This is a genomic window from Pantoea sp. Cy-640, from assembly GCF_011752635.1.
Lineage (GTDB): Bacteria > Pseudomonadota > Gammaproteobacteria > Enterobacterales > Enterobacteriaceae > Pantoea > Pantoea dispersa.
Map to the genome: position 1 here is coordinate 23,742 of NZ_VWXB01000012.1, position 24,675 is coordinate 48,416.

The 24,675-nt window shown below is 55.9% G+C and carries 24 protein-coding genes and 1 pseudogene; 20 read left to right on the forward strand and 5 right to left on the reverse strand.

The features are described 5' to 3' along the window. The first annotated feature begins 39 nt into the window (after positions 1–39). The 18 genes from atpE to F3J36_RS22235 all read left to right on the forward strand — a co-directional run bounded on the left by atpE (position 40) and on the right by F3J36_RS22235 (position 17,861). The gene (atpE, locus tag F3J36_RS22150; RefSeq protein ID WP_003849523.1) at positions 40–279 is read left to right on the forward strand and encodes a F0F1 ATP synthase subunit C; all 240 of its coding nucleotides are present in this window, start codon (positions 40–42) and stop codon (positions 277–279) included. A 108-nt stretch (positions 280–387) separates the two neighbouring features. Then, positions 388–858 (forward strand): F0F1 ATP synthase subunit B, encoded by a 471-nt coding sequence (gene atpF, locus F3J36_RS22155; protein WP_021313757.1) that lies wholly within the window; start codon positions 388–390, stop codon positions 856–858. A gap of 14 nt (positions 859–872) precedes the next feature. Then, positions 873–1,406 (forward strand): F0F1 ATP synthase subunit delta, encoded by a 534-nt coding sequence (gene atpH / locus F3J36_RS22160; RefSeq protein WP_021508187.1) that lies wholly within the window; start codon positions 873–875, stop codon positions 1,404–1,406. A gap of 14 nt (positions 1,407–1,420) precedes the next feature. Further along, positions 1,421–2,962, forward strand: a complete 1,542-nt coding sequence (gene atpA / locus F3J36_RS22165; RefSeq protein WP_021508188.1) for a F0F1 ATP synthase subunit alpha — start codon at positions 1,421–1,423, stop codon at positions 2,960–2,962. Between the two features lie 52 nt (positions 2,963–3,014). After that, entirely contained in the window at positions 3,015–3,881 is an 867-nt protein-coding gene (gene atpG, locus F3J36_RS22170; RefSeq protein ID WP_021508189.1) for a F0F1 ATP synthase subunit gamma, read from the forward strand. Between the two features lie 63 nt (positions 3,882–3,944). Beyond that, positions 3,945–5,342: a F0F1 ATP synthase subunit beta gene (gene atpD / locus F3J36_RS22175; RefSeq protein ID WP_021508190.1), complete on the forward strand. Its 1,398-nt coding sequence runs from the start codon at positions 3,945–3,947 to the stop codon at positions 5,340–5,342. A gap of 24 nt (positions 5,343–5,366) precedes the next feature. Then, positions 5,367–5,786 (forward strand): F0F1 ATP synthase subunit epsilon, encoded by a 420-nt coding sequence (locus tag F3J36_RS22180; RefSeq protein WP_021508191.1) that lies wholly within the window; start codon positions 5,367–5,369, stop codon positions 5,784–5,786. Between the two features lie 290 nt (positions 5,787–6,076). Next, positions 6,077–7,447 carry a bifunctional UDP-N-acetylglucosamine diphosphorylase/glucosamine-1-phosphate N-acetyltransferase GlmU gene (gene glmU / locus F3J36_RS22185; RefSeq protein WP_031279605.1) on the forward strand — a complete coding sequence of 457 codons (1,371 nt, stop codon included), beginning with the start codon at positions 6,077–6,079 and terminating at the stop codon, positions 7,445–7,447. A 180-nt stretch (positions 7,448–7,627) separates the two neighbouring features. Then, complete coding sequence (gene glmS, locus F3J36_RS22190) at positions 7,628–9,457, forward strand: glutamine--fructose-6-phosphate transaminase (isomerizing) (RefSeq protein ID WP_166720615.1); 1,830 nt, start codon at positions 7,628–7,630, stop codon at positions 9,455–9,457. 218 nt (positions 9,458–9,675) lie between these two features. Then, on the forward strand, positions 9,676–10,167 hold the full coding sequence (locus F3J36_RS22195; protein WP_166720616.1) for a fimbrial protein: 492 nt from the start codon (positions 9,676–9,678) through the stop codon (positions 10,165–10,167). A 109-nt stretch (positions 10,168–10,276) separates the two neighbouring features. Beyond that, positions 10,277–10,690, forward strand: coding sequence for a fimbrial protein (locus F3J36_RS22200; RefSeq protein WP_166720617.1), 414 nt, complete (start codon positions 10,277–10,279; stop codon positions 10,688–10,690). Positions 10,691–10,737: 47 nt separating this feature from the next. Beyond that, complete coding sequence (locus F3J36_RS22205; protein ID WP_166720618.1) at positions 10,738–11,670, forward strand: hypothetical protein; 933 nt, start codon at positions 10,738–10,740, stop codon at positions 11,668–11,670. A 289-nt stretch (positions 11,671–11,959) separates the two neighbouring features. Then, positions 11,960–13,003, forward strand: a complete 1,044-nt coding sequence (gene pstS, locus F3J36_RS22210; RefSeq protein ID WP_021506928.1) for a phosphate ABC transporter substrate-binding protein PstS — start codon at positions 11,960–11,962, stop codon at positions 13,001–13,003. An 86-nt stretch (positions 13,004–13,089) separates the two neighbouring features. After that, entirely contained in the window at positions 13,090–14,052 is a 963-nt protein-coding gene (gene pstC / locus F3J36_RS22215; protein ID WP_031279603.1) for a phosphate ABC transporter permease PstC, read from the forward strand. Further along, positions 14,049–14,936, forward strand: a complete 888-nt coding sequence (pstA, locus tag F3J36_RS22220; protein WP_021506926.1) for a phosphate ABC transporter permease PstA — start codon at positions 14,049–14,051, stop codon at positions 14,934–14,936. The genes pstC and pstA overlap by 4 nt, the downstream gene beginning before the upstream one ends. Before the next feature lie 44 nt (positions 14,937–14,980). Beyond that, on the forward strand, positions 14,981–15,754 hold the full coding sequence (pstB, locus tag F3J36_RS22225; RefSeq protein WP_021506925.1) for a phosphate ABC transporter ATP-binding protein PstB: 774 nt from the start codon (positions 14,981–14,983) through the stop codon (positions 15,752–15,754). A gap of 14 nt (positions 15,755–15,768) precedes the next feature. Next, on the forward strand, positions 15,769–16,503 hold the full coding sequence (gene phoU, locus F3J36_RS22230) for a phosphate signaling complex protein PhoU (RefSeq protein WP_021506924.1): 735 nt from the start codon (positions 15,769–15,771) through the stop codon (positions 16,501–16,503). Between the two features lie 119 nt (positions 16,504–16,622). Further along, a complete protein-coding gene (locus tag F3J36_RS22235; RefSeq protein ID WP_088516154.1) occupies positions 16,623–17,861 on the forward strand; it encodes an MFS transporter in 1,239 nt (412 codons plus the stop codon). A 149-nt stretch (positions 17,862–18,010) separates the two neighbouring features. On the opposite strand, the pseudogene yieH reads toward F3J36_RS22235, so the two are convergent. Then, positions 18,011–18,672, reverse strand: a pseudogene (yieH, locus tag F3J36_RS22240) (6-phosphogluconate phosphatase). Between the two features lie 151 nt (positions 18,673–18,823). On the opposite strand from yieH, the gene F3J36_RS22245 reads away from it, so the two are divergent. Then, a complete protein-coding gene (locus tag F3J36_RS22245) occupies positions 18,824–20,137 on the forward strand; it encodes an NCS2 family permease (RefSeq protein ID WP_166720619.1) in 1,314 nt (437 codons plus the stop codon). Positions 20,138–20,164: 27 nt separating this feature from the next. Here F3J36_RS22245 and F3J36_RS22250 read toward each other — a convergent pair whose 3' ends face one another. After that, positions 20,165–20,929, reverse strand: coding sequence for a 4'-phosphopantetheinyl transferase superfamily protein (locus F3J36_RS22250; RefSeq protein WP_058775620.1), 765 nt, complete (start codon positions 20,927–20,929; stop codon positions 20,165–20,167). A gap of 293 nt (positions 20,930–21,222) precedes the next feature. Here F3J36_RS22250 and F3J36_RS22255 point away from each other — a divergent pair, with 293 nt between their 5' ends. Next, entirely contained in the window at positions 21,223–21,732 is a 510-nt protein-coding gene (locus tag F3J36_RS22255) for a flavin reductase family protein (RefSeq protein ID WP_031279601.1), read from the forward strand. Between the two features lie 41 nt (positions 21,733–21,773). Here the strand turns inward: F3J36_RS22255 and F3J36_RS22260 are convergent, their stop codons facing one another. The 3 genes from F3J36_RS22260 to mnmE form a co-directional block, all read right to left on the reverse strand. Continuing rightward, positions 21,774–22,364 (reverse strand): malonic semialdehyde reductase, encoded by a 591-nt coding sequence (locus F3J36_RS22260; protein ID WP_021506918.1) that lies wholly within the window; start codon positions 22,362–22,364, stop codon positions 21,774–21,776. A 426-nt stretch (positions 22,365–22,790) separates the two neighbouring features. Beyond that, complete coding sequence (locus F3J36_RS22265) at positions 22,791–23,048, reverse strand: helix-turn-helix domain-containing protein (protein WP_166720620.1); 258 nt, start codon at positions 23,046–23,048, stop codon at positions 22,791–22,793. 207 nt (positions 23,049–23,255) lie between these two features. Further along, the gene (gene mnmE / locus F3J36_RS22270) at positions 23,256–24,620 is read right to left on the reverse strand and encodes a tRNA uridine-5-carboxymethylaminomethyl(34) synthesis GTPase MnmE (protein WP_166720621.1); all 1,365 of its coding nucleotides are present in this window, start codon (positions 24,618–24,620) and stop codon (positions 23,256–23,258) included. Positions 24,621–24,675 lie beyond the last annotated feature (55 nt).

Below are 24,675 nucleotides of genomic sequence, written 5' to 3' on the forward strand. Positions count from 1 at the left end.
AACAACTTAGCTTTTAACTGAAACAAACTGGAGACTGTCATGGAAAACCTGAATATGGATCTGCTGTACATGGCTGCCGCTGTGATGATGGGTCTGGCGGCAATCGGTGCTGCGATCGGTATCGGCATCCTCGGAGGTAAATTCCTGGAAGGCGCAGCGCGTCAGCCGGATCTGATTCCTCTGCTGCGTACGCAGTTCTTTGTTGTAATGGGTCTGGTGGATGCAATCCCAATGATCGCTGTTGGTCTGGGTCTCTACGTGATGTTTGCTGTCGCCTAAAGCCTGTAGCCGTGGTTCACTCATGGCACGCAGTGTGATGAGGAACGGATTCTGCCGTTTATCGCTGATAGCGGCAGAGCAAGTTAACTTAATAAGAGGCATTGTGCTGTGAACATTAATGCAACAATCCTCGGCCAGGCCATCGCGTTCATCCTGTTTGTCGCGTTCTGCATGAAGTACGTATGGCCGCCGATTATGGCTGCCATCGAAAAGCGCCAGAAAGAAATTGCTGAAGGCCTTGCTTCTGCTGAACGCGCGAAGAAAGATTTGGATCTCGCGCAGGCCAATGCGACCGACCAGCTGAAAAAAGCCAAAGAAGAAGCTCAGGTCATTATCGAGCAGGCGAACAAACGCCGTGCCCAGATTCTGGACGAAGCCAAAACTGAAGCTGAGACTGAACGTAACCGCATCGTGTCTCAGGCGCAGGCAGAAATCGAAGCCGAGCGCTCACGTGCACGTGAAGAGCTGCGTAAGCAAGTCGCGCTGCTGGCCTTAGCTGGCGCCGAGAAGATCATCGAACGTTCCGTGGATGAAGCTGCTAACAGCGACATCGTTGATAAACTGGTCGCTGAACTGTAAGGAGGGAGGGGCTGATGTCTGATCTGATTACTGTAGCTCGCCCCTACGCCAAAGCAGCTTTTGACTTTGCTGTTGAGCATCAAAGTATCGACCGCTGGCAGACCATGCTGGCGTTTGCCGCAGAAGTGGCTCGCAACGAACAGATGGCAGAACTCCTTTCCGGTGCATTGGCACCGGAAGCCTTGTCTGCTTCTTTCAACGCAGTCTGTGGTGATCAACTTGATGAACACGCTCAGAACCTGATTAAGGTTATGGCGGAGAACGGACGTTTGACAGCGCTTCCAGCGGTACTGGAACAGTTCATTCAACTGCGTGACGCTTATGAAGCGACAGCCGAAGTTGATGTGATCTCCGCCAGTGCGCTGAGTGACAGCCAGCTGAGTAAAATCAGCGCCGCGATGGAAAAACGTCTGTCACGCAAAGTTAAGCTGAATTGCAAAATTGATAAGTCTGTAATGGCAGGTGTGGTTATCCGTGCGGGTGACCTGGTGATTGATGGCAGCGTGCGCGGCCGTCTTGACCGTCTGGCAGACGTCTTGCAGTCTTAAGGGGACTGGAGCATATGCAACTGAATTCCACCGAAATCAGCGAACTGATCAAGCAGCGCATTGCTCAGTTCAATGTCGTGAGCGAAGCTCACAACGAAGGTACTATTGTTTCTGTAAGTGACGGTATCATCCGCGTACACGGCCTGGCCGATGTAATGCAGGGTGAGATGATTGCTCTGCCGGGCAACCGTTACGCTATCGCACTGAACCTCGAGCGTGACTCTGTAGGTGCAGTAGTGATGGGTCCGTACGCTGACCTCGCCGAAGGCATGAAGGTGAAGTGTACTGGCCGTATCCTGGAAGTGCCGGTTGGCCGTGGCCTGCTGGGCCGCGTGGTTAACACTCTGGGTGCACCGATCGACGGTAAAGGCGCTATCGACAACGATGGCTTCTCACCAGTTGAAGTGATTGCACCAGGTGTTATCGACCGTCAGTCAGTCGACCAGCCTGTTCAGACCGGTTACAAATCTGTCGATGCGATGATTCCAATCGGCCGTGGCCAGCGTGAGCTGATCATCGGTGACCGTCAGACCGGTAAAACTGCGATGGCCATCGACGCCATCATCAACCAGCGCGATTCTGGCATCAAGTGTGTCTACGTCGCGATCGGTCAGAAAGCCTCTACCATCTCTAACGTGGTACGTAAGCTGGAAGAGCACGGTGCGCTGTCTAACACCATCGTGGTTGTCGCTTCCGCTTCTGAATCCGCTGCGCTGCAGTACCTGGCTCCGTATGCCGGTTGCGCAATGGGTGAATACTTCCGTGACCGCGGTGAAGATGCGCTGATCGTTTATGATGACCTGTCTAAGCAGGCTGTTGCTTACCGTCAGATTTCTCTGCTGCTGCGCCGTCCGCCGGGTCGTGAAGCATTCCCGGGCGACGTGTTCTACCTCCACTCTCGTCTGCTGGAGCGTGCATCACGCGTTAGCGCTGACTACGTTGAGCGTTTCACCAACGGTGAAGTGAAAGGCCAGACCGGTTCTCTGACTGCGCTGCCGATCATTGAAACCCAGGCGGGTGACGTTTCTGCGTTCGTTCCGACCAACGTAATCTCGATTACCGATGGTCAGATCTTCCTGGAATCGAACCTGTTCAACTCCGGTATCCGTCCAGCCGTTAACCCGGGTATTTCGGTATCCCGTGTTGGTGGTGCTGCACAGACCAAGATCATCAAGAAACTGTCCGGTGGTATTCGTACCGCGCTGGCACAGTATCGTGAACTGGCAGCGTTCTCTCAGTTCGCTTCCGATCTGGACGATGCAACGCGCAAACAGCTGAGCCACGGTCAGAAAGTGACCGAACTGCTGAAGCAGAAACAGTATGCACCGATGTCTGTTGCACAACAGGGTCTGGTACTGTTCGCTGCCGAGCGCGGCTTCCTGAACGACGTTGAACTGGCGAAAATCGGCAGCTTCGAAGCCGCTCTGCTGGCGTTCGCCGATCGCGAACACGCGGAGCTGATGGCTGAAATCAACCAGGCGGGTAACTACAACAACGAAATCGAAGAGAAGCTGAAAGGCCTCCTCGAAACGTTTAAAGCAACCCAGTCCTGGTAATGTCTGGCGGCTTGTCTGAAAAGGCAGGCCGCAAGGCTTTGAGGAGAAGCTAATGGCCGGCGCAAAAGAAATACGTACCAAGATCGGAAGCGTGAAAAACACGCAGAAGATCACCAAAGCGATGGAAATGGTCGCCGCCTCCAAAATGCGTAAAACGCAGGAACGCATGGCGGCCAGCCGTCCGTATGCAGATACCATGCGCAAAGTGATTGGTCACCTTGCTCTGGGTAATCTGGAATACAAGCACCCTTACCTGGATGAGCGCGACGTTAAGCGCGTCGGCTACCTGGTCGTTTCGACTGACCGCGGGCTTTGTGGTGGTTTGAACGTTAACCTGTTCAAAAAATTGCTGGCAGAAATGAAAGGCTGGTCTGATAAAGGCGTGCAGAGCGATCTGGCGATTATCGGTTCCAAAGGCGTTTCTTTCTTCGGCTCTGTAGGTGGCAACGTCGTGGCTCAGGTTACCGGCATGGGCGATAAGCCTGCGCTGTCCGACCTGATCGGCCCGGTAAAAGTGATGTTGCAGGCTTATGATGAAGGCCGCATCGACAAGCTGTATATCGTCAGCAATAAGTTTAATAACACCATGTCTCAGACTCCGACCATTACCCAACTGCTGCCGTTACCGCCAGCGGAAGGTGAAGAAGAGATGAAGGCGAAGACCTGGGATTACCTGTACGAACCCGATCCGAAAGCGCTGCTGGATACCCTGCTGCGTCGTTATGTCGAATCGCAGGTTTATCAGGGTGTGGTGGAAAACCTGGCCAGTGAGCAGGCTGCACGTATGGTGGCTATGAAAGCGGCAACCGATAACGGCGGAAACCTGATCAAAGAGCTGCAGTTGGTGTACAACAAAGCTCGTCAGGCCAGCATCACTCAGGAACTTACCGAGATCGTCTCGGGAGCCTCCGCGGTTTAACCAGGCATATATCCCGTCGCGCGAGCGCGGCCGGATATTCTCGTATTAGGTAGAGGATTCAAGATGGCAGCTGGAAAGATTGTCCAGATTATCGGCGCCGTAGTTGACGTCGAATTCCCTCAGGACGCGGTACCGCAGGTATATAGCGCTCTCGAGGTAAAAAATGGTGATGCTCGTCTGGTGCTGGAAGTTCAGCAGCAGCTGGGCGGTGGCGTGGTGCGTACCATCGCCATGGGTTCTTCTGACGGCCTGAAGCGCGGTCTGGAAGTCACTGACCTGAAAAAACCTATCCAGGTTCCGGTTGGTAAAGCAACACTCGGCCGTATCATGAACGTGCTGGGTGAGCCAATCGACATGAAAGGCGACCTGAAAGAAGAAGACGGCAGCGCTGTAGAGGTTTCCTCTATTCATCGCGCAGCGCCTTCTTATGAAGATCAGTCAAACTCGCAGGAACTGCTGGAAACCGGCATCAAGGTTATCGACCTGATGTGTCCGTTCGCGAAGGGCGGTAAAGTCGGTCTGTTCGGTGGTGCGGGTGTAGGTAAAACCGTAAACATGATGGAGCTGATCCGTAACATCGCGGCTGAGCACTCAGGTTATTCGGTCTTTGCCGGCGTGGGTGAGCGTACTCGTGAGGGTAACGACTTCTACCACGAAATGACGGACTCCAACGTTATCGATAAAGTAGCGCTGGTGTATGGCCAGATGAACGAGCCGCCGGGTAACCGTCTGCGCGTAGCACTGACCGGTCTGACCATGGCGGAAAAATTCCGTGATGAAGGCCGTGACGTTCTGCTGTTCATCGACAACATCTACCGTTACACCCTGGCCGGTACAGAGGTTTCTGCACTGCTGGGTCGTATGCCATCGGCGGTAGGTTATCAGCCAACGCTGGCTGAAGAGATGGGTGTGCTGCAGGAGCGTATTACCTCCACCAAGACCGGTTCAATTACCTCCGTACAGGCCGTTTACGTTCCTGCGGATGACCTGACTGACCCGTCACCAGCAACCACCTTTGCTCACTTAGACTCAACCGTTACGCTGAGCCGTCAGATCGCGTCACTGGGTATCTACCCGGCCGTTGACCCGCTGGACTCTACCAGCCGTCAGCTGGATCCGCTGATCGTCGGTCAGGAGCACTACGACGTCGCGCGTGGCGTTCAGTCGCTGCTGCAGCGTTACCAGGAGCTGAAAGACATCATCGCCATCCTCGGTATGGACGAGCTGTCTGAAGAAGACAAACTGCTGGTGGCACGTGCGCGTAAGATTCAGCGCTTCCTGTCTCAGCCGTTCTTCGTAGCAGAAGTCTTCACCGGTTCTCCGGGTAAATACGTGACGCTGAAAGACACCATCCGTGGCTTCAAAGGCATCATGGAAGGCGAATTCGACCACCTGCCAGAGCAGGCGTTCTACATGGTCGGCGCGATCGAAGAAGCTGTCGAAAAAGCGAAGAAACTGTAATAACGGTTTCCCAGGAGGAGTGGTATGGCTATGACTTATCATCTGGACGTGGTCAGCGCGGAGCAGCAAATGTTCTCCGGTCTGGTGCAGCGTATCCAGGTGTCAGGTAGCGAAGGTGAGCTGGGTATTTACCCGGGCCACGCCCCGCTGCTGACTGCCATCAAGCCTGGTATGATTCGCATCGTTAAACAGCACGGCGAAGAGGAGTATATCTACCTCTCTGGCGGCGTGCTGGAAGTACAGCCGGGCAGCACGACCGTTCTGGCCGACACTGCAATTCGCGGTGAAGACCTCGACGAAGCGCGCGCGCTGGAAGCGAAACGTAAAGCAGAAGAGCACATGAACAGCAGCCACGGCGACGTGGACTATGCTCAGGCCTCTGCGGAGCTGGCGAAAGCTATCGCGAAACTGCGCGTCATCGAGCTGACCAAAAAAGCGATGTAATCAGGCTTTATGCGTCACGAAATGCCAGCCCCCGGGCTGGCATTTTTTTTGCCTGCTGCCGCCGGTACGCATAAATGCGCATGCTGTCAAAAACCGCACAATTACCCCGTAGGGGGGCCATTGATGGCGACCGAAAATGGCACAACGCCCTTACCTTATGCCCTTCCCGGCAAACCGTGCTGGCCACTCACCGCCGCTCATCCTCTTCCGCTAATTTCGCACGGAGAAAAATGTAGTAATCTCAGGGGTAAACCTTACACTTTCGAAAGCTAAATTGAGTCAGGATAGTTATGTCGACAAGCGCAATGAGCGTGGTGATCCTCGCCGCTGGCAAAGGCACCCGCATGTATTCCGATCTGCCCAAGGTGCTGCACAGCCTGGCAGGTAAACCGATGGTGCAACACGTTATTGATGCCGCTACCGGCCTCGGCGCACAGCAGGTGCATCTGGTCTACGGCCACGGCGGTGAATTGCTGCAGGAGAAACTGGCGCATAACCCGCTGAACTGGGTGTTGCAGGCGGAACAGCTCGGCACCGGCCATGCCATGCAGCAGGCGGCACCGTTCTTCGCCGATGACGAAGATATCCTGATGCTGTACGGCGATGTCCCGCTGATCGCCCAGGAAACCCTGCAGCGTCTGCGCGACGCCAAACCCGCTGGCGGCATCGGGCTGCTCACTGTGGTGCTGGATAACCCCACCGGCTACGGACGCATCGTGCGTGAAAACGGCACCATCACCGGCATCGTGGAGCAAAAAGATGCGTCAGCCGAACAGCTGAAGATTCAGGAGATCAACACCGGCATCCTGATTGCCAACGGTGCCGACCTGAAGCGCTGGCTGGCGCAGCTCAACAACCACAATGCGCAGGGCGAATTTTACATCACCGATATCATCGCCATGGCGCATCAGGAAGGCCGCGTGATCAACGCAGTACACCCGGCGCGTATCAGCGAAACCGACGGCGTGAACAATCGTCTGCAGCTTTCCACTCTGGAGCGCACTTATCAACGCGAGCAGGCAGAAAAGCTGCTGCTGGCTGGCGTCATGCTGCGCGATCCGGCGCGCTTCGATCTGCGCGGTACGCTGCAGCACGGTCGTGATGTCGATATTGATACCAACGTGATCATTGAAGGCAACGTCACGCTGGGCCACCGGGTAAAAATTGGCGCTGGCTGCATCATCAAAAACAGCGTAATTGCCGATGACTGTGAAATCAGTCCTTATTCGGTGATTGAAGATGCCACGCTGGCCGCCGCCTGCACCGTCGGGCCGTTTGCGCGCCTGCGTCCGGGCAGCGAACTGGCCGAACAGGCGCACGTCGGCAACTTCGTCGAGATGAAGAAAGCGACGCTGGGCAAAGGCTCGAAGGCCGGCCATCTGTCGTATCTCGGGGATGCGGAGATTGGCGCGGGCGTGAATATCGGTGCCGGCACCATTACCTGCAACTACGACGGTGCCAATAAGTTTAAAACCATTATCGGCGACAACGTGTTTGTCGGCTCGGACACCCAGCTGGTGGCTCCGGTCAGCGTGGCGGCGGGCGCCACCATTGCCGCCGGCACGACGGTGATGAAAGACGTTACCGCTGCCGATCTGGTCTATAACCGCAAAGAGCAAAATCAGAAGTCTGGCTGGCAGCGTCCGGTTAAGAAAAAATAAATGTCAGGGCCGGCAAAGATCGGCCCGGTATTAAAAACCCGACATATTTCGGCTTTCAGGCAGCTAACGCACCTGTAACCTGGAATAGGAAGGGATCTCCCCCACTCTCTACAAGGCTCGGGGAACAATCAGGTCAGATGACAACGCAATGGCCGAAAGCCATGACGTCAGGAAATTACTATGTGTGGAATTGTTGGTGCAGTAGCGCAGCGTGATATCGCAGAAATTCTGCTGGAAGGGCTGCGTCGTCTTGAGTATCGCGGTTATGACTCTGCCGGTCTGGCGGTTGTCGATCGCCAGGGCCACATGACGCGGTTGCGTCGTCTGGGTAAAGTGGCCAATCTGGCAGAAGCGGCAGAGCAGCAGCCGCTGATTGGCGGAACCGGCATCGCGCACACCCGCTGGGCGACGCACGGTGAGCCGTCGGAAGCCAATGCGCATCCGCACGTCTCAGAGCACATTATTATTGTGCACAACGGCATCATTGAGAACCACGAACCGCTGCGTGAGCAGATGATCGCACGCGGTTACCGCTTTGCCTCCGAAACTGACACCGAAGTGGTGGCGCACCTGGTGCACTGGGAGCAGAAACAGGGCGGTACGCTGCGCGAAGTGGTACTGCGGGTGATCCCGCAACTGCGCGGGGCATATGGCATGGTGATCATGGACAGCCGCGATCCGTCGGTGCTGGTGGCTGCGCGTTCCGGCAGCCCGCTGGTGATTGGCCGCGGCGTGGGCGAAAACTTTATCGCTTCCGATCAGCTGGCGCTGCTGCCGGTGACCCGCCGCTTTATCTACCTCGAAGAAGGGGATATTGCCGAAATTACCCGCCGCGAAGTGACGATTATTGATCGTGACGGGAAGCAGGCGCAGCGCGCGGAGATCGAATCCAATGCGCAGTACGATGCCGGCGACAAAGGCGTTTACCGTCATTACATGCAGAAAGAGATCTACGAACAGCCGAACGCCATCAAAAATACGCTGGCCGGCCGCTTCCATGACGGCATTGTTGATCTCAGCGAGCTGGGCGCTAATGCGGAAACGCTGCTGAGCCAGGTGGAACATATCCAGATCATCGCCTGCGGCACCTCCTACAACTCCGGCATGGTGTCGCGTTACTGGTTTGAGTCGCTGGCCAACATCCCGTGTGACGTGGAGATCGCCTCCGAATTCCGCTATCGCAAATCGGCGGTGCGTAAAAACAGCCTGCTGATCACCCTGTCGCAATCCGGTGAAACCGCCGATACGCTGGCAGCGCTGCGCCTGTCCAAAGAGCTGGGCTATCTCGGTTCGCTGGCCATCTGCAACGTGGCCGGTTCGTCGCTGGTGCGTGAGTCAGATCTGGCGCTGATGACTAAAGCCGGCACCGAAATCGGCGTGGCCTCGACCAAAGCGTTCACCACTCAGCTGACGGTACTGCTGATGCTGGTGGCGAAGCTGGGCCGTCTGCAAGGCATGCGCGCTGAAACCGAGCATGAGATTGTCCATGCACTGCAGGCATTGCCGAGCCGCATTGAACAGATGCTGGCGCAGGATAAAGTGATCGAGAACCTGGCCGAAGGCTTCTCTGACAAGCACCACGCGCTGTTTCTCGGCCGTGGCGATCAGTATCCGATTGCCATGGAAGGGGCGCTGAAGCTGAAAGAGATCTCCTACATCCACGCCGAAGCCTATGCGGCGGGCGAGCTGAAGCACGGTCCGCTGGCGCTGATTGATGCCGATATGCCGGTGATTGTGGTGGCACCAAACAACGAACTGCTGGAAAAGCTGAAATCCAACATCGAAGAGGTGCGCGCGCGCGGCGGTCTGCTGTACGTGTTTGCCGACCAGGATGCCGGTTTCAGCGACAGCGAAGGCATGAAAATCATCCCGCTGCCGCACGTTGAAGAGGTGATTGCCCCAATCTTCTATACCGTGCCGCTGCAGTTGCTCTCCTACCACGTGGCGCTGATCAAAGGCACCGACGTCGACCAGCCGCGTAACCTGGCGAAATCGGTGACGGTTGAGTAATTAATAACGTTGTTTTTGTCATTAAAAAGGGTTGGTGCAAATGTGAATTGGCGCTAACCCTTTTCCTCAATAACTTATTGAATTTAAAAGATTAATGATTTGTGAATTGCTGAGTGATAATAATTCACAAAGAATGACTTCGTCTCCACCCCCTTTTCCCGTTTAATATCATTCTGCTTCCTTACCTTGTGTTGCTATTATTAATTTCCGGATGAACTATGAAAACTCATAGTGCCAGTTGGCTACTCATTTCATGTTTGTTTTTTGCATGCTTAGCAAACGCAGCAAGCAACACTATTTTAAATATTACAGGTATAGTTCAGGCCACGGCAAACTGCAGCGTTAATAATGGAAATCCTGTAAGTATAAAATTCGATAATGTCGCGACCGACCAGATTAACGGAGTGAATTATTCGAGGCCAGTAAATTTTACATTAAAATGTGTCAACTTACCATCACCCTCCCTGAAAGTTCGGTTGACCGGTACCGGTGCTGCCTTTGATAGCACTTCATTAAAGACGTCGGTTGATGACCTTGGAATCGCTTTCACTGACAGGAATGGTGATCGTATGGCTCTCAATGCTACCTGGCAAAATTTTAATTACGCTACACAACCGACAATAAACGCGGTACCGGTAATGCGTGCTGGAGCGACTCTGCCTACGGGAGGATTTACTGCATCGGCCACCCTGGTTATAGAGCTGCAATAATCCTGATTAAAAAATGAGGGTGTACCTTGTGTCCCGATATATAAATATATCTCTGACTTTTTTAATAACCCTTGTAAGTCATCCATTAGCATTGGCCTGGAATGCACAAGTGAATTTTAGTGGTACTTTGGTAAGGCCTCCGTCCTGTATCATTAACAACGATACACCAATTGATTTGGATTTCGGCGATAATTTATTAACTACCCGAATTGATGGAATTCACTATCGTCAGCCGCTTAACTGGACATTAGTTTGTCGTGATAACCCATCCAACAGCATGCACCTGCGTATCACTGGCAGTGGCGCTAGTTTTGACGCTACAGCTTTGGCTACAAATGTTAATGGACTGGGTATACGTTTCTCCCAGGGGGCTGCTAATACAACGTTAAAACTAAATGACTGGTTAGACTTCACCTATCCAACTCTTCCGGTTTTAACTGCGATACCCGTAAAAGACCCATCGGTGAAGTTATCTGGCGGTACTTTTACTGCCGTGGCTACGCTGATTACTGAATTTCTTTAAAGTAGCTGAATGATGAATTGTTGAAAGTAAGATGAAAAGGATAATGAATGCCAGCCAGAATAACTCCTCTGGGTAGGAGAAATTTAGTAGCGACACCCTTGTTTTTATTGACTGGCGACGGAATAGCAAAGATAAAAGATAAGATGAAATTCATTTTTTTTACTGATTTTATTAAAGCTAGCCTTGGCTTAATAACTTTGGTGTTAATTTTTCAATTATCTTTTATCTCGGCTGCGCATGCAAAAATATATCTATCGATTACCAAAGTCACGGCTAATGCTGACTGTAATAAACGCTGCTACGAAGTCAAGGGAGATATGATTTGGACCCCTGAAGAGGATGGTCATGCCGTTCCTCAGGAGGGGATCTTCCCTACATGGACTCTGCAATCCGTAGTGAATGGGGTGGTTCAACCATTGGTTGGAGCAGGTTTTCCATTTTGTACATATCAGGGTTATGCAACTGTTGGTGAGGTTCGTAGGGCATGCAACAGAACCCACTTTTCACAAATGAATAATAATCAGACCGGGCAGCCTCCTGTAGGAGCGAAGTTCTGTTTTAGGATTCTGGACGGCAACGATATGCCGTTGCCAGAGAATGTCATTACCTGGGAGTGTGCTCCCCTTCCGCCGCCAGATATTACTTGTGATATTGGAGGGCCTTATACCATCGATTTTGGGACAATTGATGTTACCTCTCTCAGTGGTCGTGCTGGATCTATTTATGTCCGGGCAAGCTGTACCAGTAACGTGAGTGCGACGATTAAGCTTATTCCTTCTGATGGAAAGAATACCGTAACACTGTTACCCGGACTTTTTGGTACGCTCAGTGTAGATGGTCAGCCTGGCGCGACTGGTTCTCGCAAAACGGTGGGACCAGCGGGGGCAAATTTCGAGCTGACAACTACTTTACAAACAAGTGGAACCGTAGCGCCAGGAATCATGAGAGGTTCGGCTATTGTTCGTATTGAGGTTAACTGAGTACGGGATGTCTTCAGCTATACCAGGCGTATAATGGAGTTTGCCTGAAAACTGCAAACCACCGGTACGCCGCAGGTTGGCACCTTTGACAAGGTTTACCTGCTGCAGGCCACCATTCAGTAATCCGCTCCCTTTATAGTGATGACAATCGCCGCGCCGGTGATTGTCATATTACTGTCACAATTCGTACATTTCACTGTCATCAAACTGTCCTATTTTGCCTCCAGCAGCAATCACTGACTCTTACTAAAACGGCGTCAAGCCTGATTTTTAATCCCCTGGAGGGAACATGACACTGATGCGTAGCACCGTAGCCCGAATTCTCGCCGCCACCTTCGCAGTAAGCGCGGTTTCTGCTTTTGCAGCCACCGACCTGACAGGCGCAGGCGGGACGTTCCCGGCACCGGTTTATGCCAAGTGGGCAGCAGAGTATCAGCAAGCCACCGGTAGCAAAATCAACTATCAGGGTATTGGTTCCTCGGGTGGCGTGAAGCAAATCATCGCCAAAACCGTGGATTTCGGTGCGTCCGATGCGCCGATGAAAGAGGAAGATCTGCAGAAAAATGGCCTGTTCCAGTTCCCGACGGTGATCGGTGGCGTGGTGCTGGCGGTGAACATTCCCGGCGTTAAATCTGGTGAGCTGACGCTCGACGGTAAAACGGTCGGCGACATCTATCTCGGCACCATCAAAAAGTGGAACGATCCGGCGATCACCAAACTGAACCCGGGCGTGAAGCTGCCAGACACCAACATCAACGTGGTGCGCCGCGCGGATGGTTCCGGCACCTCTTTCGTCTTCACCAGCTACCTGTCTAAAGTGAACGAGACCTGGAACAGCAAAATCGGTAAAGGCAACACCGTCAACTGGCCAACCGGTCTGGGCGGTAAAGGTAACGACGGCGTGGCCGCGTTTGTACAGCGTCTGCCGGGCTCGATTGGCTATGTAGAGTATGCCTACGCCAAACAGAACAACCTGACTTACACCAAACTGGTTGATGCCGACGGCAAGCCAGTGGCACCGAGCGAAGCCAGCTTTGCGAACGCCGCCAAAGGCGCTGACTGGAGCAAATCCTTTGCCCAGGATCTGACCTTCCAGAAAGGCAACGATGCATGGCCGATCACCTCAACCACCTTCATCCTGATCTACAAAGAGCAGGCGAATGCGGAGAAGGGCAGTGAAGTGCTGAAGTTCTTTGACTGGGCGTACAAAGGCGGCAGCAAAACCGCTACGGCGCTGGATTACGCTGCGCTGCCAGAGAGCGTAGCGAATCAGATTCGTGCTGCCTGGAAAGCCAACATCAAAGACAGTTCCGGTAAAGCGCTGTACCAGTAAGTGTATGACCCGGCCAGCGCCCGCGCTGGCCAGCCTGATGGGCGGCCTCGTTGCCGCCCTGATTACCCTCTGAGATCGAGAATTCTATGGCTGCCACTAAGCCGACGTTTAAAGCACCGGGCAAGCAAGGCGACATGATATTCGGCGCGCTGGTGAAGCTCTCCGCGCTGATCGTGTTACTGCTGCTGGGTGGCATTATCGTCTCCCTGATTTTCTCCTCCTGGCCGAGCATCCAGAAATTTGGCTTCTCCTTTCTGTGGACCAAAACCTGGGATGCGCCAAACGAAGAATTTGGTGCGCTGGTGCCGATTTACGGCACCCTCGTGACCTCACTGATTGCCTTAATCATCGCGGTGCCGGTGAGTTTCGGTATCGCCCTGTTTCTGACCGAACTGGCGCCAAACTGGCTGCGCCGTCCGCTGGGGACCGCGATTGAGCTGCTGGCGGCCATTCCCAGCATCGTGTACGGCATGTGGGGCCTGTTTATCTTTGCTCCGCTGTTCGCGGAGTATTTCCAGACGCCGGTTGGCGACGTGCTGGCAAATATCCCGATCGTCGGCGCGCTGTTCTCCGGTCCGGCCTTCGGCATCGGCATTCTGGCGGCGGGCGTGATCCTCGCCATCATGATCATCCCTTACATCGCCTCGGTGATGCGCGATGTGTTCGAACAGACGCCGGTAATGATGAAAGAGTCGGCCTACGGCATCGGCTGCACCACCTGGGAAGTGATCTGGCGCATCGTGCTGCCGTTCACCAAAAACGGCGTGATCGGCGGCGTGATGCTAGGTCTCGGCCGCGCGCTGGGCGAAACCATGGCGGTCACCTTTATCATCGGTAATACCTACCAGCTGGACAGCGCGTCGCTGTTTATGCCCGGCAACAGTATCACCTCGGCGCTGGCGAACGAGTTCGCTGAAGCCGAATCCGGCGTGCACGTGGCGGCGCTGATGGAGCTTGGCCTGATTCTGTTCGTGATTACCTTTATCGTTCTGGCGATCTCCAAACTGATGATCCTGCGTCTGGCGAAAAGTGAAGGAGCCCGTTCATGACAGCAATTGAAATGCAGGCGCGCGCCGAGCTGGAAGCCTCACGCCGTAAAATGCAGGCGTGGCGCAGCACCAAAAACAAAATTGCCCTGACGCTCTCGCTGCTGACCATGGCGTTCGGCCTGTTCTGGCTGATCTGGATCCTGTTCACCACCGTCACGAAAGGGATCGATGGCCTGAGCTGGACGCTGTTTACCGAATCCACGCCGCCGCCCAACACCGCGGGCGGTGGTCTGGCGAACGCCCTGGCGGGCAGCGGCCTGCTGATCTTCTGGTCCACCTTCTTTGGCACGCCGCTGGGCATTCTGGCGGGTATCTACCTGGCAGAATATGGCCGCAAGCACTGGCTGGCGGAAGTGATTCGCTTCATTAACGACATCCTGCTGTCCGCGCCGTCGATTGTGGTCGGCCTGTTTGTGTACACCATCGTGGTGGCGCAGATGCAGCACTTCTCCGGCTGGGCCGGTGTGATAGCGCTGGCGCTGCTGCAGGTGCCTATCGTGATTCGTACCACCGAAAATATGCTGCGGCTGGTGCCGGACAGCATGCGTGAAGCGGCTTATGCGCTGGGCACGCCGAAGTGGAAGATGATCTCGGCTATTACGCTGAAAGCCTCGGTCTCCGGCATCATTACCGGTGTGCTGCTGGCGATTGCGCGCATTGCCGGTGAAACCGCACCGCTGCTGTTCACCGCGCTGTCGAACCAGTTCTGGAGCACCGACATGATGCAGCCGCTGGCCAACCTGCCAGTGACCATCTTCAAATTCGCCATGAGCCCGTTTGCCGAATGGCAGAGCCTGGCGTGGGCGGGTGTGCTGATTATTACGCTGTGCGTGCTGCTGCTGAACATCGTGGCGCGCGTGATTTTCGCCAAAGGCAAACACTAATTTTCCGGCGCGGCTTCGGCGGCGCTGCACATGAGAGATGAGCAATGAGTATGGCAACTCCTTCTGCCGGTAAAATTCAGGTGCGCAATCTGAACTTCCACTACGGTAAGTTCCACGCGCTGAAGAACATCAATCTGGATATCGCCAAAAACCAGGTGACGGCGTTTATCGGTCCGTCGGGCTGCGGCAAATCCACCCTGCTGCGCACCTTCAACAAAATGTACTCGCTCTATCCGGAGCAGCGTGCTGAGGGTGAAATTCTGCTGGATGGCGACAACATTCTGGCATCGCATCAGGATATCGCCCTGCTGCGCGCGCGCGTCGGCATGGTGTTCCAGAAGCCGACGCCGTTCCCGATGTCGATTTATGACAACATCGCCTTTGGCGTGCGACTGTTTGAGAAGCTGTCGCGTGCCGATATGGACGAGCGCGTGCAGTGGGCGCTGAGCAAAGCCGCGCTGTGGAATGAAACCAAAGACAAGCTGCACCAGAGCGGTTACAGTCTCTCCGGCGGTCAGCAACAGCGCCTGTGCATCGCGCGCGGCATCGCGATTCGCCCGGAAGTGCTGCTGCTGGATGAGCCATGTTCGGCGCTGGACCCGATCTCCACCGGACGCATCGAAGAGCTGATCACCGAGCTGAAGCAGGATTACACCGTGGTCATCGTGACCCACAACATGCAGCAGGCGGCGCGCTGTTCCGATCACACGGCGTTTATGTATCTGGGCGAGCTGATTGAATTCAGCGACACCGACACGCTGTTTACCAAGCCAGCGCAGAAGCAGACAGAAGATTACATCACCGGTCGTTACGGCTGATTCAGGAGAGAAACATGGATAATTTAAATCTGAACAAACATATCTCCGGTCAGTTCAACGCGGAGCTGGAGCACATTCGTACTCAGGTGATGATCATGGGTGGCATGGTGGAGCAGCAGCTTACCGATGCCATCACCGCGATGCATAACCAGGATGGCGAACTGGCGCGCCGGGTGATCGACGGTGACCAGAAGGTCAACATGATGGAAGTGGAGATTGATGAAGCCTGTGTGCGCATCATCGCCAAGCGTCAGCCTACCGCCAGCGACCTGCGTCTGGTGATGGCGATCATCAAAACCATTTCGGAGCTGGAACGCATCGGCGACGTGGCGGAGAAGATCAGCCGTACCGCGCTGGAGAAGTTCGGTCAGCAGCATCTGCCGCTGCTGGTGAGCCTCGAGTCGCTCGGGCATCACACCGTGCAGATGCTGCACGATGTGCTGGATGCCTTCGCGCGCATGGATCTCAACGAAGCCATCAAGATCTACCGCGAAGACAAAAAGGTGGATAAAGAGTACGAAGGCATTGTGCGCCAGCTGATGACCTACATGATGGAAGATCCGCGCACCATTCCCAGCGTGCTCACCGCGCTGTTCTGCGCGCGTGCCATCGAGCGCATCGGTGACCGCTGCCAGAACATCTGCGAAATTATCTTCTATTTCGTGAAAGGTCAGGATTTCCGTCACGTGGGCGGTGACAAGCTGGATGAACTGCTGTCGGGCGACGACGGCAGCAATAAACCCTCCTGATTGACGTGATGACTGCCTGTTAGCGCTGAGGCTGACAGGCAGTGCGCTTGATTTCTGCCTGTTCTCAACCTGCCGCTCTCTTTATACTTGGCGCACATTTTTCTGCCTGGTGCTGTTTTATGTCCTCTGCAAATAACAACAAAACCGCCGTTACGCCGGCGAAAGCAATGGTGGCTGCCGTCAGCGGCTATGCCATGGATGGATTTGATCTGCTGATTCTGGGCTTTATGCTGCCGGCGATCAGCGTGTCGCTGGCGCTGGATGCGTCGCAGGCCGGTTCGCTGGTGACCTGGACGCTGATCGGCGCGGTGGTCGGCGGCATTGTATTTGGTCATCTGAGCGATCGCTACGGCCGCATCCGCATTCTGACCGTGACGATCCTGATGTTCTCACTGTTCACCGGGCTGTGCGCCGTGGCGCAGGGCTACTGGGATCTGCTGGCGTATCGTACGCTGGCGGGCATGGGACTGGGCGGTGAGTTTGGCATCGGCATGGCGCTGATTGCCGAAGCCTGGCCGAAGGAGAAGCGCAACCGCGCCTCGGCGTGGGTCGGTATCGGCTGGCAGCTCGGCGTATTGCTGGCGGCCTTTATCACGCCGCCGCTGCTGAGCGTGATTGGCTGGCGCGGTATGTTCCTGGTTGGCCTGCTGCCGGCACTGGTGTCGTTTGTGATTCGCCGCAGCATGGGCGAGCCGGAAGCCTTCACCCGCCATGTGGAAAAAGCCCCGCAGCTCTCCTTTTCCGCGCGCATTAAACTGCTGTTTGCCGATCGCGCCACCAGCAAAGCCAGCCTCGGCATTCTGATTCTTTGTTCGGTGCAGAATTTTGGCTATTACGGCCTGATGATCTGGATGCCAAGCTATCTCTCTTCCAGCTTCGGCTTCAGCCTGACCAAATCCGGCCTGTGGACGGCCGTTACGGTGGTGGGCATGACGTTCGGCATCTGGCTGTTCGGCGTGCTGGCGGACCGCTTTGCGCGCTGGAAGATTTTCCTGCTGTACCAGTTTGGCGCCGTGGCGATGGTAGTGGTTTACGCCCAGCTGCGCGACCCGACGGTGATGCTGTTTACCGGTGCCATCATGGGGATGTTTGTCAACGGCATGATTGGCGGCTACGGCGCGCTGATCTCGGACACGTTCCCACCGCAGGCGCGCGCCACCGCGCAGAATGTGTTGTTTAACCTCGGCCGCGGCGTCGGCGGTTTCGGCCCGCTGGTGATCGGCATGCTGGCCACGCATATTTCGTTCACCGCTGCGATTACGCTGCTGGCGCTGATTTATCTGCTGGATATCGTCGCCACGCTGTTCCTGCTGCCAAAAAGCCAGGGCAATGAGGATTCGCTGGGCGCGATTGGGTGATTTTTTCCCCTCACCCTAACCCTCTCCCGCAAACGGGAGAGGGAACCGCTCAGTGCGGTTTCACAAACCTGTGCTTCACCTTAACACCCGCTCGATCGGCCCCTTCTCCCGCTGGCGGGAGAAGGCTGGGATGAGGGGGCTGCGCGCACTTACCTGACCAAATCCCAGCCACGCGCACGCCACAGCGCTGGCAGCTGCGCCATATCGTCAAAACGCGTCACCAGCGGGTGATCAATCACCGGATTGTGTGCATCGGCACAGTAGTAAAACACCGGTATGCCAGCGGCGATGCCAGCCCGCGCGCCAGCCTCTGAATCATCCACCAGAATGCACTTTTCAATCGGCACCTGCATCTGTTCCGCCGCGTGATACATCAGCTCCGGATCCGGCTTCCAGTGATTAATGTCATAGCCGCTGTACAGTCGTCCGCTCAGATACGGCAGCATGCCGGTCAGCCCCAGTGAATGCTCCATCTTCTTCACCGTACCGTTCGACACCACGCACATCGGCACCTTCACGCGCTCCACCAGCGCTCTGGCGCCGGCAATCGGCTGCAGATCAAGATCAAACAGGCGCGCTACTTCCGCGCGGTAGGCACTCTCCACCTCAGCCAGCGGCAGCGTCACCTGATGCTGTGCCGTCACATCGCGGATGATGTCGTAAAGCTTCACCCCTTGTACTGTTCAAACATCTGCTGCAGCGAGAGTTCGATACCGTAACGGGCAAAGGTGTTGACGTAGGACTGCGTGCAGATCACTTCGCTGTCGACCAGCGTGCCATCGCAATCAAAAAAGATACATTCAACTGACATCGCGCCTCATCCTTTTAGTAAACAATAAGCTGTCACTCTAGCGCACTCAGCGCAGAAAGCGACCCCAGGCAACCGGTTGCGAAAAATCAGTGTTTTGCGGCGCTAAAGTCTATAGGATACGCGGCGATAAATTTTTCATCGGAACAGCGAAATGAACGAGCAGGGCCTTTTGCAGCGTATTTTCAGGCTGCAGGAACACGGAACCACCGCGCGCACCGAAGTGATTGCCGGTTTCACTACTTTCCTGACGATGGTGTACATCGTCTTCGTTAACCCGCAGATTCTTGGTGCCGCAGGCATGGACACCCAGGCGGTGTTTGTCACCACCTGCCTGATTGCTGCGTTCGGCAGCATCCTGATGGGGCTGGTGGCCAATCTGCCGGTGGCTCTGGCACCGGCCATGGGCCTCAACGCCTTCTTTGCCTTTGTGGTGGTGGGCGCGATGGGCTACTCGTGGCAGGTTGGCATGGGCGCGATCTTCTGGGGCGCGCTGGGGCTGTTGATCCTGACGCTGCTGCGCGTACGCTACTGGATGATCGCCAATATTCCGCTCAGCCTGCGCGTGGGCATCACCGCCGGTATCGGTCTGTTCATCGCCATGATGGGGCTGAAAAACGCCGGCATTATTGTGCCCAACGCGGACACCATCGTGACCATCGGCAACCTGGCCTCGCACAACGTGCTGCTTGGTGCGCTCGGCTTCTTTATCATTGCGATTCTGGCGTCGCGCAACATCCACGCGGCGGTGCTGGTCTCTATCGTCGTGACCACCGCGATCGGTCTGCTGCTGGGCGACGTGAAGTTTACCGGGCTGTTCGCCGCGCCGCCGGCCATCACCTCGGTGGTCGGCCAGGTCGATATCAAAGGCGCGTTCAACGTGAGCATGGCGGGTGTGATCTTCGCCTTCATGCTGGTCAATCTATTTGACTCATCCGGTACGCTGATTGGCGTAACCGATAAAGCGGGCCTGACCGACGAGAAAGGTACTTTTCCGCGCATGAAACAGGCGCTGTACGTGGATAGCATCAGCTCCGTCACCGGTTCGCTGATCGGCACCTCTTCGGTGACGGCGTACATCGAAAGCTCGTCCGGCGTGGCGATTGGTGGCCGTACCGGCCTGATGGCGGTAGTGACCGGCATCCTGTTCCTGCTGGTGATGTTCCTGTCGCCGCTGGCTGCCATGGTGCCCGCCTATGCGGCGGCCGGCGCGCTGATTTATGTTGGCGTACTGATGACGGCTTCGCTGGCGCGCGTGCGCTGGGACGATCTCACCGAAGCGGTGCCGGCGTTTGTCACGGCGGCGATGATGCCGTTCAGCTTCTCGATCACCGAAGGTATTGCGCTCGGTTTTATCTCTTACTGCGTGATGAAACTCGGTACCGGACGCTGGCGTGAAATCAGCCCGTGCGTGGTGGTGGTGGCGCTGCTGTTTGTGCTGAAAATCGCTTTTATCGACGCGCACTAAACGCAACAGGCCGCGGGTGCGGCCTGGTTATCCGGGATGCCTGACTTCCGGCTGACTGGCGACACGCTCGCCGGGCAGGCTGGTGAGGCGCAGGGTGCGCGGCCCGATGTTGGGTTTGCTCATCTCCACATCGCGCAGCGACTGCCACTGCTGCTGCGCATCAATCTCCCACAGCCGTAAACGCTCAGTGCCGGGCGACAGCGCGCAGGACCACACCAGCGTCGGCTCGGCATCACACACCGCCTGAATATCGGGATAGACGCTGGATCGCAGCCGGCCGGCCGCCGGATGCAGCCGCAGCGCATCAATACCGCTGTTGGCTTCGCCGGTCAGTTTGAGGATGCTCTGGCGTAGCGTCCAGATCTGCGTCACCGCTTCCATAAAATCCTGCTGGGCGTTAATCCACGCCTTTTCACCCGATGACAGCCCCTGCGTGAGGGCATCCTGCGCCTGACGGCTATGCGCCCGGACGATTTCCATATCCAGGCCCGCGCGCCCGCCTTCTTCCGCCAGCAGCACGCCGACCATATTACCGGCATAGGAGATACTGAAGTCAGGCAGATTAGGATCGGCAAAGCAGGGACGACCGCTGCTGCTGGCGATCAGCGGCGGCAGGTCACGAATACCATAGACGCGCAGCATCAGCTGGGCCAGCAGCGCGCGTGCGGCAAGAAAGCGGCCGCGGCGCTTATCAGGCAGGTGCCCGGCGCTGGTCATCACATCCTGTGGAACCCGCATGGTATCTGGGGTGAGGGGCGGGTTAACCACCCAACGAACAAAATGACTAGCCATCTGTCGCTCCGTGAAAATGGTCGGATAATCATCAGGGCTATTGTAAGAATTTTCTCATGGGTTTGCATCCGGCTTACGCTGGATAGCCAGTAAATTCAGATAAGGACGAGGCGAATCTCATTGCCATGAGCTGCAATTGAATATGAGGCTTTTGCACATTGGTGTCGGATGGGGTGCCGAAGCGGCGGATGTGGTGTAGGATTTGGACAGGAAAGAGCTGCACAATGAAGTGCTTAAATTATTCACCTATCTGCCAATCGTGCGCATCGTAAACCATGCACGTCGGAGTTGTTATGTCTGTTACCTCTCTTGCTCGCCAGGAATCGATCTCGCTGGATGAATTTCGTCACGGCATGCGCCGTCTCACTGCCGGTGTCTCGCTGGTGACCACCTCATCCAGCGGAGAAAAGTTCGGGCTGATCGCCACCTCGGTCAGTTCGCTGGCAGCGGAACCGCCCAGCCTGCTGGTCTGCGTTAACCGCAGCGCATCAAGCCACGATGCCATTCTGCAGGCGGGCTACTTTGCCGTGAACGTTCTGCGCGAGCAGCACGATGACCTGTGCGCGCAGTTCAGCTCGCCGACGCGCCGCGCTGAGCGTTTCCAGAGCGGTGAATGGCAAACCCTTAATACGGGCGCGCCCGTGCTGGCTGATGCGCTGGTGAGCTTCGATTGTCAGCTGGAAAAAACGGTGGAGTGGAACACCCACAGCGTGCTGCTGGCGCGTATCGTGGGTATTGCGCTGCCGGGCGAAGCGACAGCGCCGATGGTCTACTTCAACAGCGGTTTTCACTCGCTGGGCTAAGTCATGGCGCAGCGCGTCGTGCGGCTGCGCTACTTAACGTATCAGGCAAATTTGCTGGCTTCGTCAAAGCTCAGACGCGGCAGGCGCGGATGCAGTTTGCTGGCTTCGCCATAGCCGAGGTTGATCAGTAAGTTGACCTGCCAGTTATTTTCGCTGAAGAACGCGGCGTTAACTTTAGCCGGATCAAAACCGGACATCGGGCCGGCATCGAGTCCCAGCGAGCGGGCCGCCAGAATCAGATAGCCCGCCTGCAGGCTGCTGTTGCGAAACGCGGTCTCTTTGGCCAAATCCGGGCTGCTGGTAAACCAGCTGCGTGCATCGCCATGCGGGAACAGTTTTGGCAGTGCTTCATAAAAGGTCGGATCCCACGCCACAATCACCGTCACCGGTGCCGCCATGGTCTTATCCACATTGCCTGAGGAGAGCGCCGGTTTCAGCTTCTCTTTACCTTCCTGAGACGTCACGAACACAAAGCGGCCTGGCGAGCAGTTGGCTGAGGTCGGCCCCAGCGCCGTCAGCGCATAGAGCTGCTTCAGCACCTCCTGCGAAATCGGTTTATCCTGCCAGTAGCTATGGGTGCGGGCTTCAGTAAACAGCGCGTTCAGCGCCACGCTGTCGAGCGGTGTACTCATGTTTCTCTCCTGTTCAGGCAACAACCTGCGCCTGATTTTTAGCATGAATAATGGATGTGGCCGCTGCGTTTACGCGGCGACCCTCAACCGTTATACGACAAAGGCGAGGGCGCGCCAAATAACAAACACGCATGACAACCGTTAAACGTTTACTGATGCAAACGCGTGGCCCGCGCCTTAAAGCCATTGAGGATGGTCTGGCTCACGCGTAACGGGAAGGCCGCAGGGATTTGCTCCTGCACGCGTTGGATCACTTCTGGCGTTCTGGCTCTGAACTCATCAAGGATATGTGCCATCGCCGTCAGGGCAAATTTTGTCGTTTTTGCGGTTTCTATAAAATGGCGCGGAAAAAGGTGTGCGCACCGGTTGCTGCCCTGCTGAAAACGCCTGTCCGATAGCCGTTCATGTAGACATCCAGTTCTGTCATCACCACTCCTCCTTCCAGCCGTCCGGGTCATGTTTGGCCGATGGCAAACCACGGGGTTTTATCTCCATTTCCAGATCCAGCGCAGCGAGAATACGAAACAGTGTGTCCAGTCGGGTGGTTTCAGGCTGTAGCTCAAAGCTCGAGACGGTATCCTGGCGAATACCAATTTTGCTGGCAACTTTCGCTTGCGAGAGTGCCTCTGTGAGTCTTCTATCTTTGAGATAAGAACTTAATTGTTTGGCGCTGGTGATTTTCATAGCGGCGCTCCAGTCTGGCAATCGTGATACCATTACACGCTATTGCGTGTGAAGCAAGGTTTACCCGCTATCGCAGGTAATCCCGGCTTCACGCGCAACTGGCGGTAGTGAACTAGGGTTAACGCGGGTTAATAATACCGGGAAGAACAGCGTGGAGTGGCTGACGAACGGTAAAGAAGCCGCCAGCCATTAATATAAAGGTTTGTTTTACTTACCAATACAAAAGCTGGAGAAAATCCGGCCCAGCAGATCGTCGGAGGTAAACTCGCCGGTGATTTCGCTCAGCGCCTGCTGCGCCAGCCGCAGCTCTTCGGCCAGCAGTTCGCCCGCCCAGGCTCCCAGCAGCTGATCTTTGCCCTGCTGTAAGTGAGTGGCTGCTAACTCCAGCGCCTGCAGATGGCGGCGACGCGCGAGGAAGCCGCCTTCCATATTGCCGGCGAAGCCCATGCTCTGTTTCAGGTGCTCGCGCAGCGTATCGACGCCTGCGCCGGTGCGCGCCGACAGACGAATAAGTGAGTGGCCATTTACTTCTGTCAGGCCCAGCATTTCACCGGTCATGTCCGCTTTATTACGCACCACGGTAATTGGCAACGCGGCCGGTAAGCGCGCCACGAAATCAGGCCAGATGGCGGCGGCTTCAGTGGCGTCAGTGGTGGTGCCATCCACCATGAACAGGACGCGATCCGCCTGCTCAATCTCCTGCCAGGCGCGTTCAATGCCGATACGTTCCACTTCGTCGCTGGCTTCACGCAAACCGGCGGTATCGATGATGTGCAGCGGCATGCCGTCGATGTGGATGTGCTCGCGCAGCACGTCACGCGTGGTGCCGGCGATATCCGTCACAATCGCCGCTTCGCGTCCGGCCAGTGCGTTGAGCAGGCTCGATTTCCCGGCGTTGGGACGACCGGCAATCACCACCTTCATCCCTTCACGCAGCAGGCTGCCCTGACGCGCTTCGGCGCGCACGCCGTTGAGATCGCCGATCACCGCATTCAGCTGCGCTTCGATTTTGCCGTCGGAAAGGAAGTCGATCTCCTCATCCGGAAAATCAATCGCTGCTTCCACATAGATGCGCAAGTGAGTAAGTGCTTCCACTAACGCATTAACGCGCAGTGAAAAGGCACCCTGCAGCGAGTTGACGGCGGAGCGGGCGGCCTGCTCGGAGCTGGCATCAATCAGATCGGCAATCGCTTCTGCCTGCGCCAGGTCGAGCTTGTCATTCAGAAAGGCGCGTTCCGAGAACTCGCCCGGCTGCGCAATGCGTACACCCGGCAGCGCCACAATGCGCTTCAGCAGCAGATCGAGAATCACCGGACCGCCGTGGCCCTGCAGTTCCAGCACATCTTCACCGGTGAAGGAGTTCGGACCCGGGAACCACAGCGCGATGCCCTGATCCAGCACGCTGCCATCAGCATCGTTAAAGGGCAGATAGTCGGCGTAGCGTGGCTTCGGCAGCTTGCCCAGCACGGCCTGCGCCACCTCAGCGGCTTTGCCACCGGAAATACGCAGAATACCGACGCCACCACGGCCGGGAGGCGTCGCCTGGGCAACAATAGTGTCACTGTGGCTCATAAGTACCTTCTTCCAAAAAAAACAGGGCGGCATAAATGCCGCCCCTGGATATGTT

Excerpts from the sequence above, each read along its gene's own strand:
- atpE (WP_003849523.1), top strand. The coding sequence starts at position 40 with ATGGAAAACCTGAATATGGATCTGCTGTACATGGCTGCCGCTGTGATG.
- atpH (WP_021508187.1), top strand. The coding sequence starts at position 873 with ATGTCTGATCTGATTACTGTAGCTCGCCCCTACGCCAAAGCAGCTTTT.
- atpA (WP_021508188.1), top strand. The coding sequence starts at position 1,421 with ATGCAACTGAATTCCACCGAAATCAGCGAACTGATCAAGCAGCGCATT.
- atpG (WP_021508189.1), top strand. The coding sequence starts at position 3,015 with ATGGCCGGCGCAAAAGAAATACGTACCAAGATCGGAAGCGTGAAAAAC.
- atpD (WP_021508190.1), top strand. The coding sequence starts at position 3,945 with ATGGCAGCTGGAAAGATTGTCCAGATTATCGGCGCCGTAGTTGACGTC.
- F3J36_RS22180 (WP_021508191.1), top strand. The coding sequence starts at position 5,367 with ATGGCTATGACTTATCATCTGGACGTGGTCAGCGCGGAGCAGCAAATG.
- glmU (WP_031279605.1), top strand. The coding sequence starts at position 6,077 with ATGTCGACAAGCGCAATGAGCGTGGTGATCCTCGCCGCTGGCAAAGGC.
- glmS (WP_166720615.1), top strand. The coding sequence starts at position 7,628 with ATGTGTGGAATTGTTGGTGCAGTAGCGCAGCGTGATATCGCAGAAATT.
- F3J36_RS22195 (WP_166720616.1), top strand. The coding sequence starts at position 9,676 with ATGAAAACTCATAGTGCCAGTTGGCTACTCATTTCATGTTTGTTTTTT.
- F3J36_RS22205 (WP_166720618.1), top strand. The coding sequence starts at position 10,738 with ATGCCAGCCAGAATAACTCCTCTGGGTAGGAGAAATTTAGTAGCGACA.
- pstS (WP_021506928.1), top strand. The coding sequence starts at position 11,960 with ATGACACTGATGCGTAGCACCGTAGCCCGAATTCTCGCCGCCACCTTC.
- pstC (WP_031279603.1), top strand. The coding sequence starts at position 13,090 with ATGGCTGCCACTAAGCCGACGTTTAAAGCACCGGGCAAGCAAGGCGAC.
- pstA (WP_021506926.1), top strand. The coding sequence starts at position 14,049 with ATGACAGCAATTGAAATGCAGGCGCGCGCCGAGCTGGAAGCCTCACGC.
- pstB (WP_021506925.1), top strand. The coding sequence starts at position 14,981 with ATGAGTATGGCAACTCCTTCTGCCGGTAAAATTCAGGTGCGCAATCTG.
- phoU (WP_021506924.1), top strand. The coding sequence starts at position 15,769 with ATGGATAATTTAAATCTGAACAAACATATCTCCGGTCAGTTCAACGCG.
- F3J36_RS22235 (WP_088516154.1), top strand. The coding sequence starts at position 16,623 with ATGTCCTCTGCAAATAACAACAAAACCGCCGTTACGCCGGCGAAAGCA.
- F3J36_RS22245 (WP_166720619.1), top strand. The coding sequence starts at position 18,824 with ATGAACGAGCAGGGCCTTTTGCAGCGTATTTTCAGGCTGCAGGAACAC.
- F3J36_RS22250 (WP_058775620.1), bottom strand. The coding sequence starts at position 20,929 with ATGGCTAGTCATTTTGTTCGTTGGGTGGTTAACCCGCCCCTCACCCCA.
- F3J36_RS22255 (WP_031279601.1), top strand. The coding sequence starts at position 21,223 with ATGTCTGTTACCTCTCTTGCTCGCCAGGAATCGATCTCGCTGGATGAA.
- F3J36_RS22260 (WP_021506918.1), bottom strand. The coding sequence starts at position 22,364 with ATGAGTACACCGCTCGACAGCGTGGCGCTGAACGCGCTGTTTACTGAA.
- F3J36_RS22265 (WP_166720620.1), bottom strand. The coding sequence starts at position 23,048 with ATGAAAATCACCAGCGCCAAACAATTAAGTTCTTATCTCAAAGATAGA.
- mnmE (WP_166720621.1), bottom strand. The coding sequence starts at position 24,620 with ATGAGCCACAGTGACACTATTGTTGCCCAGGCGACGCCTCCCGGCCGT.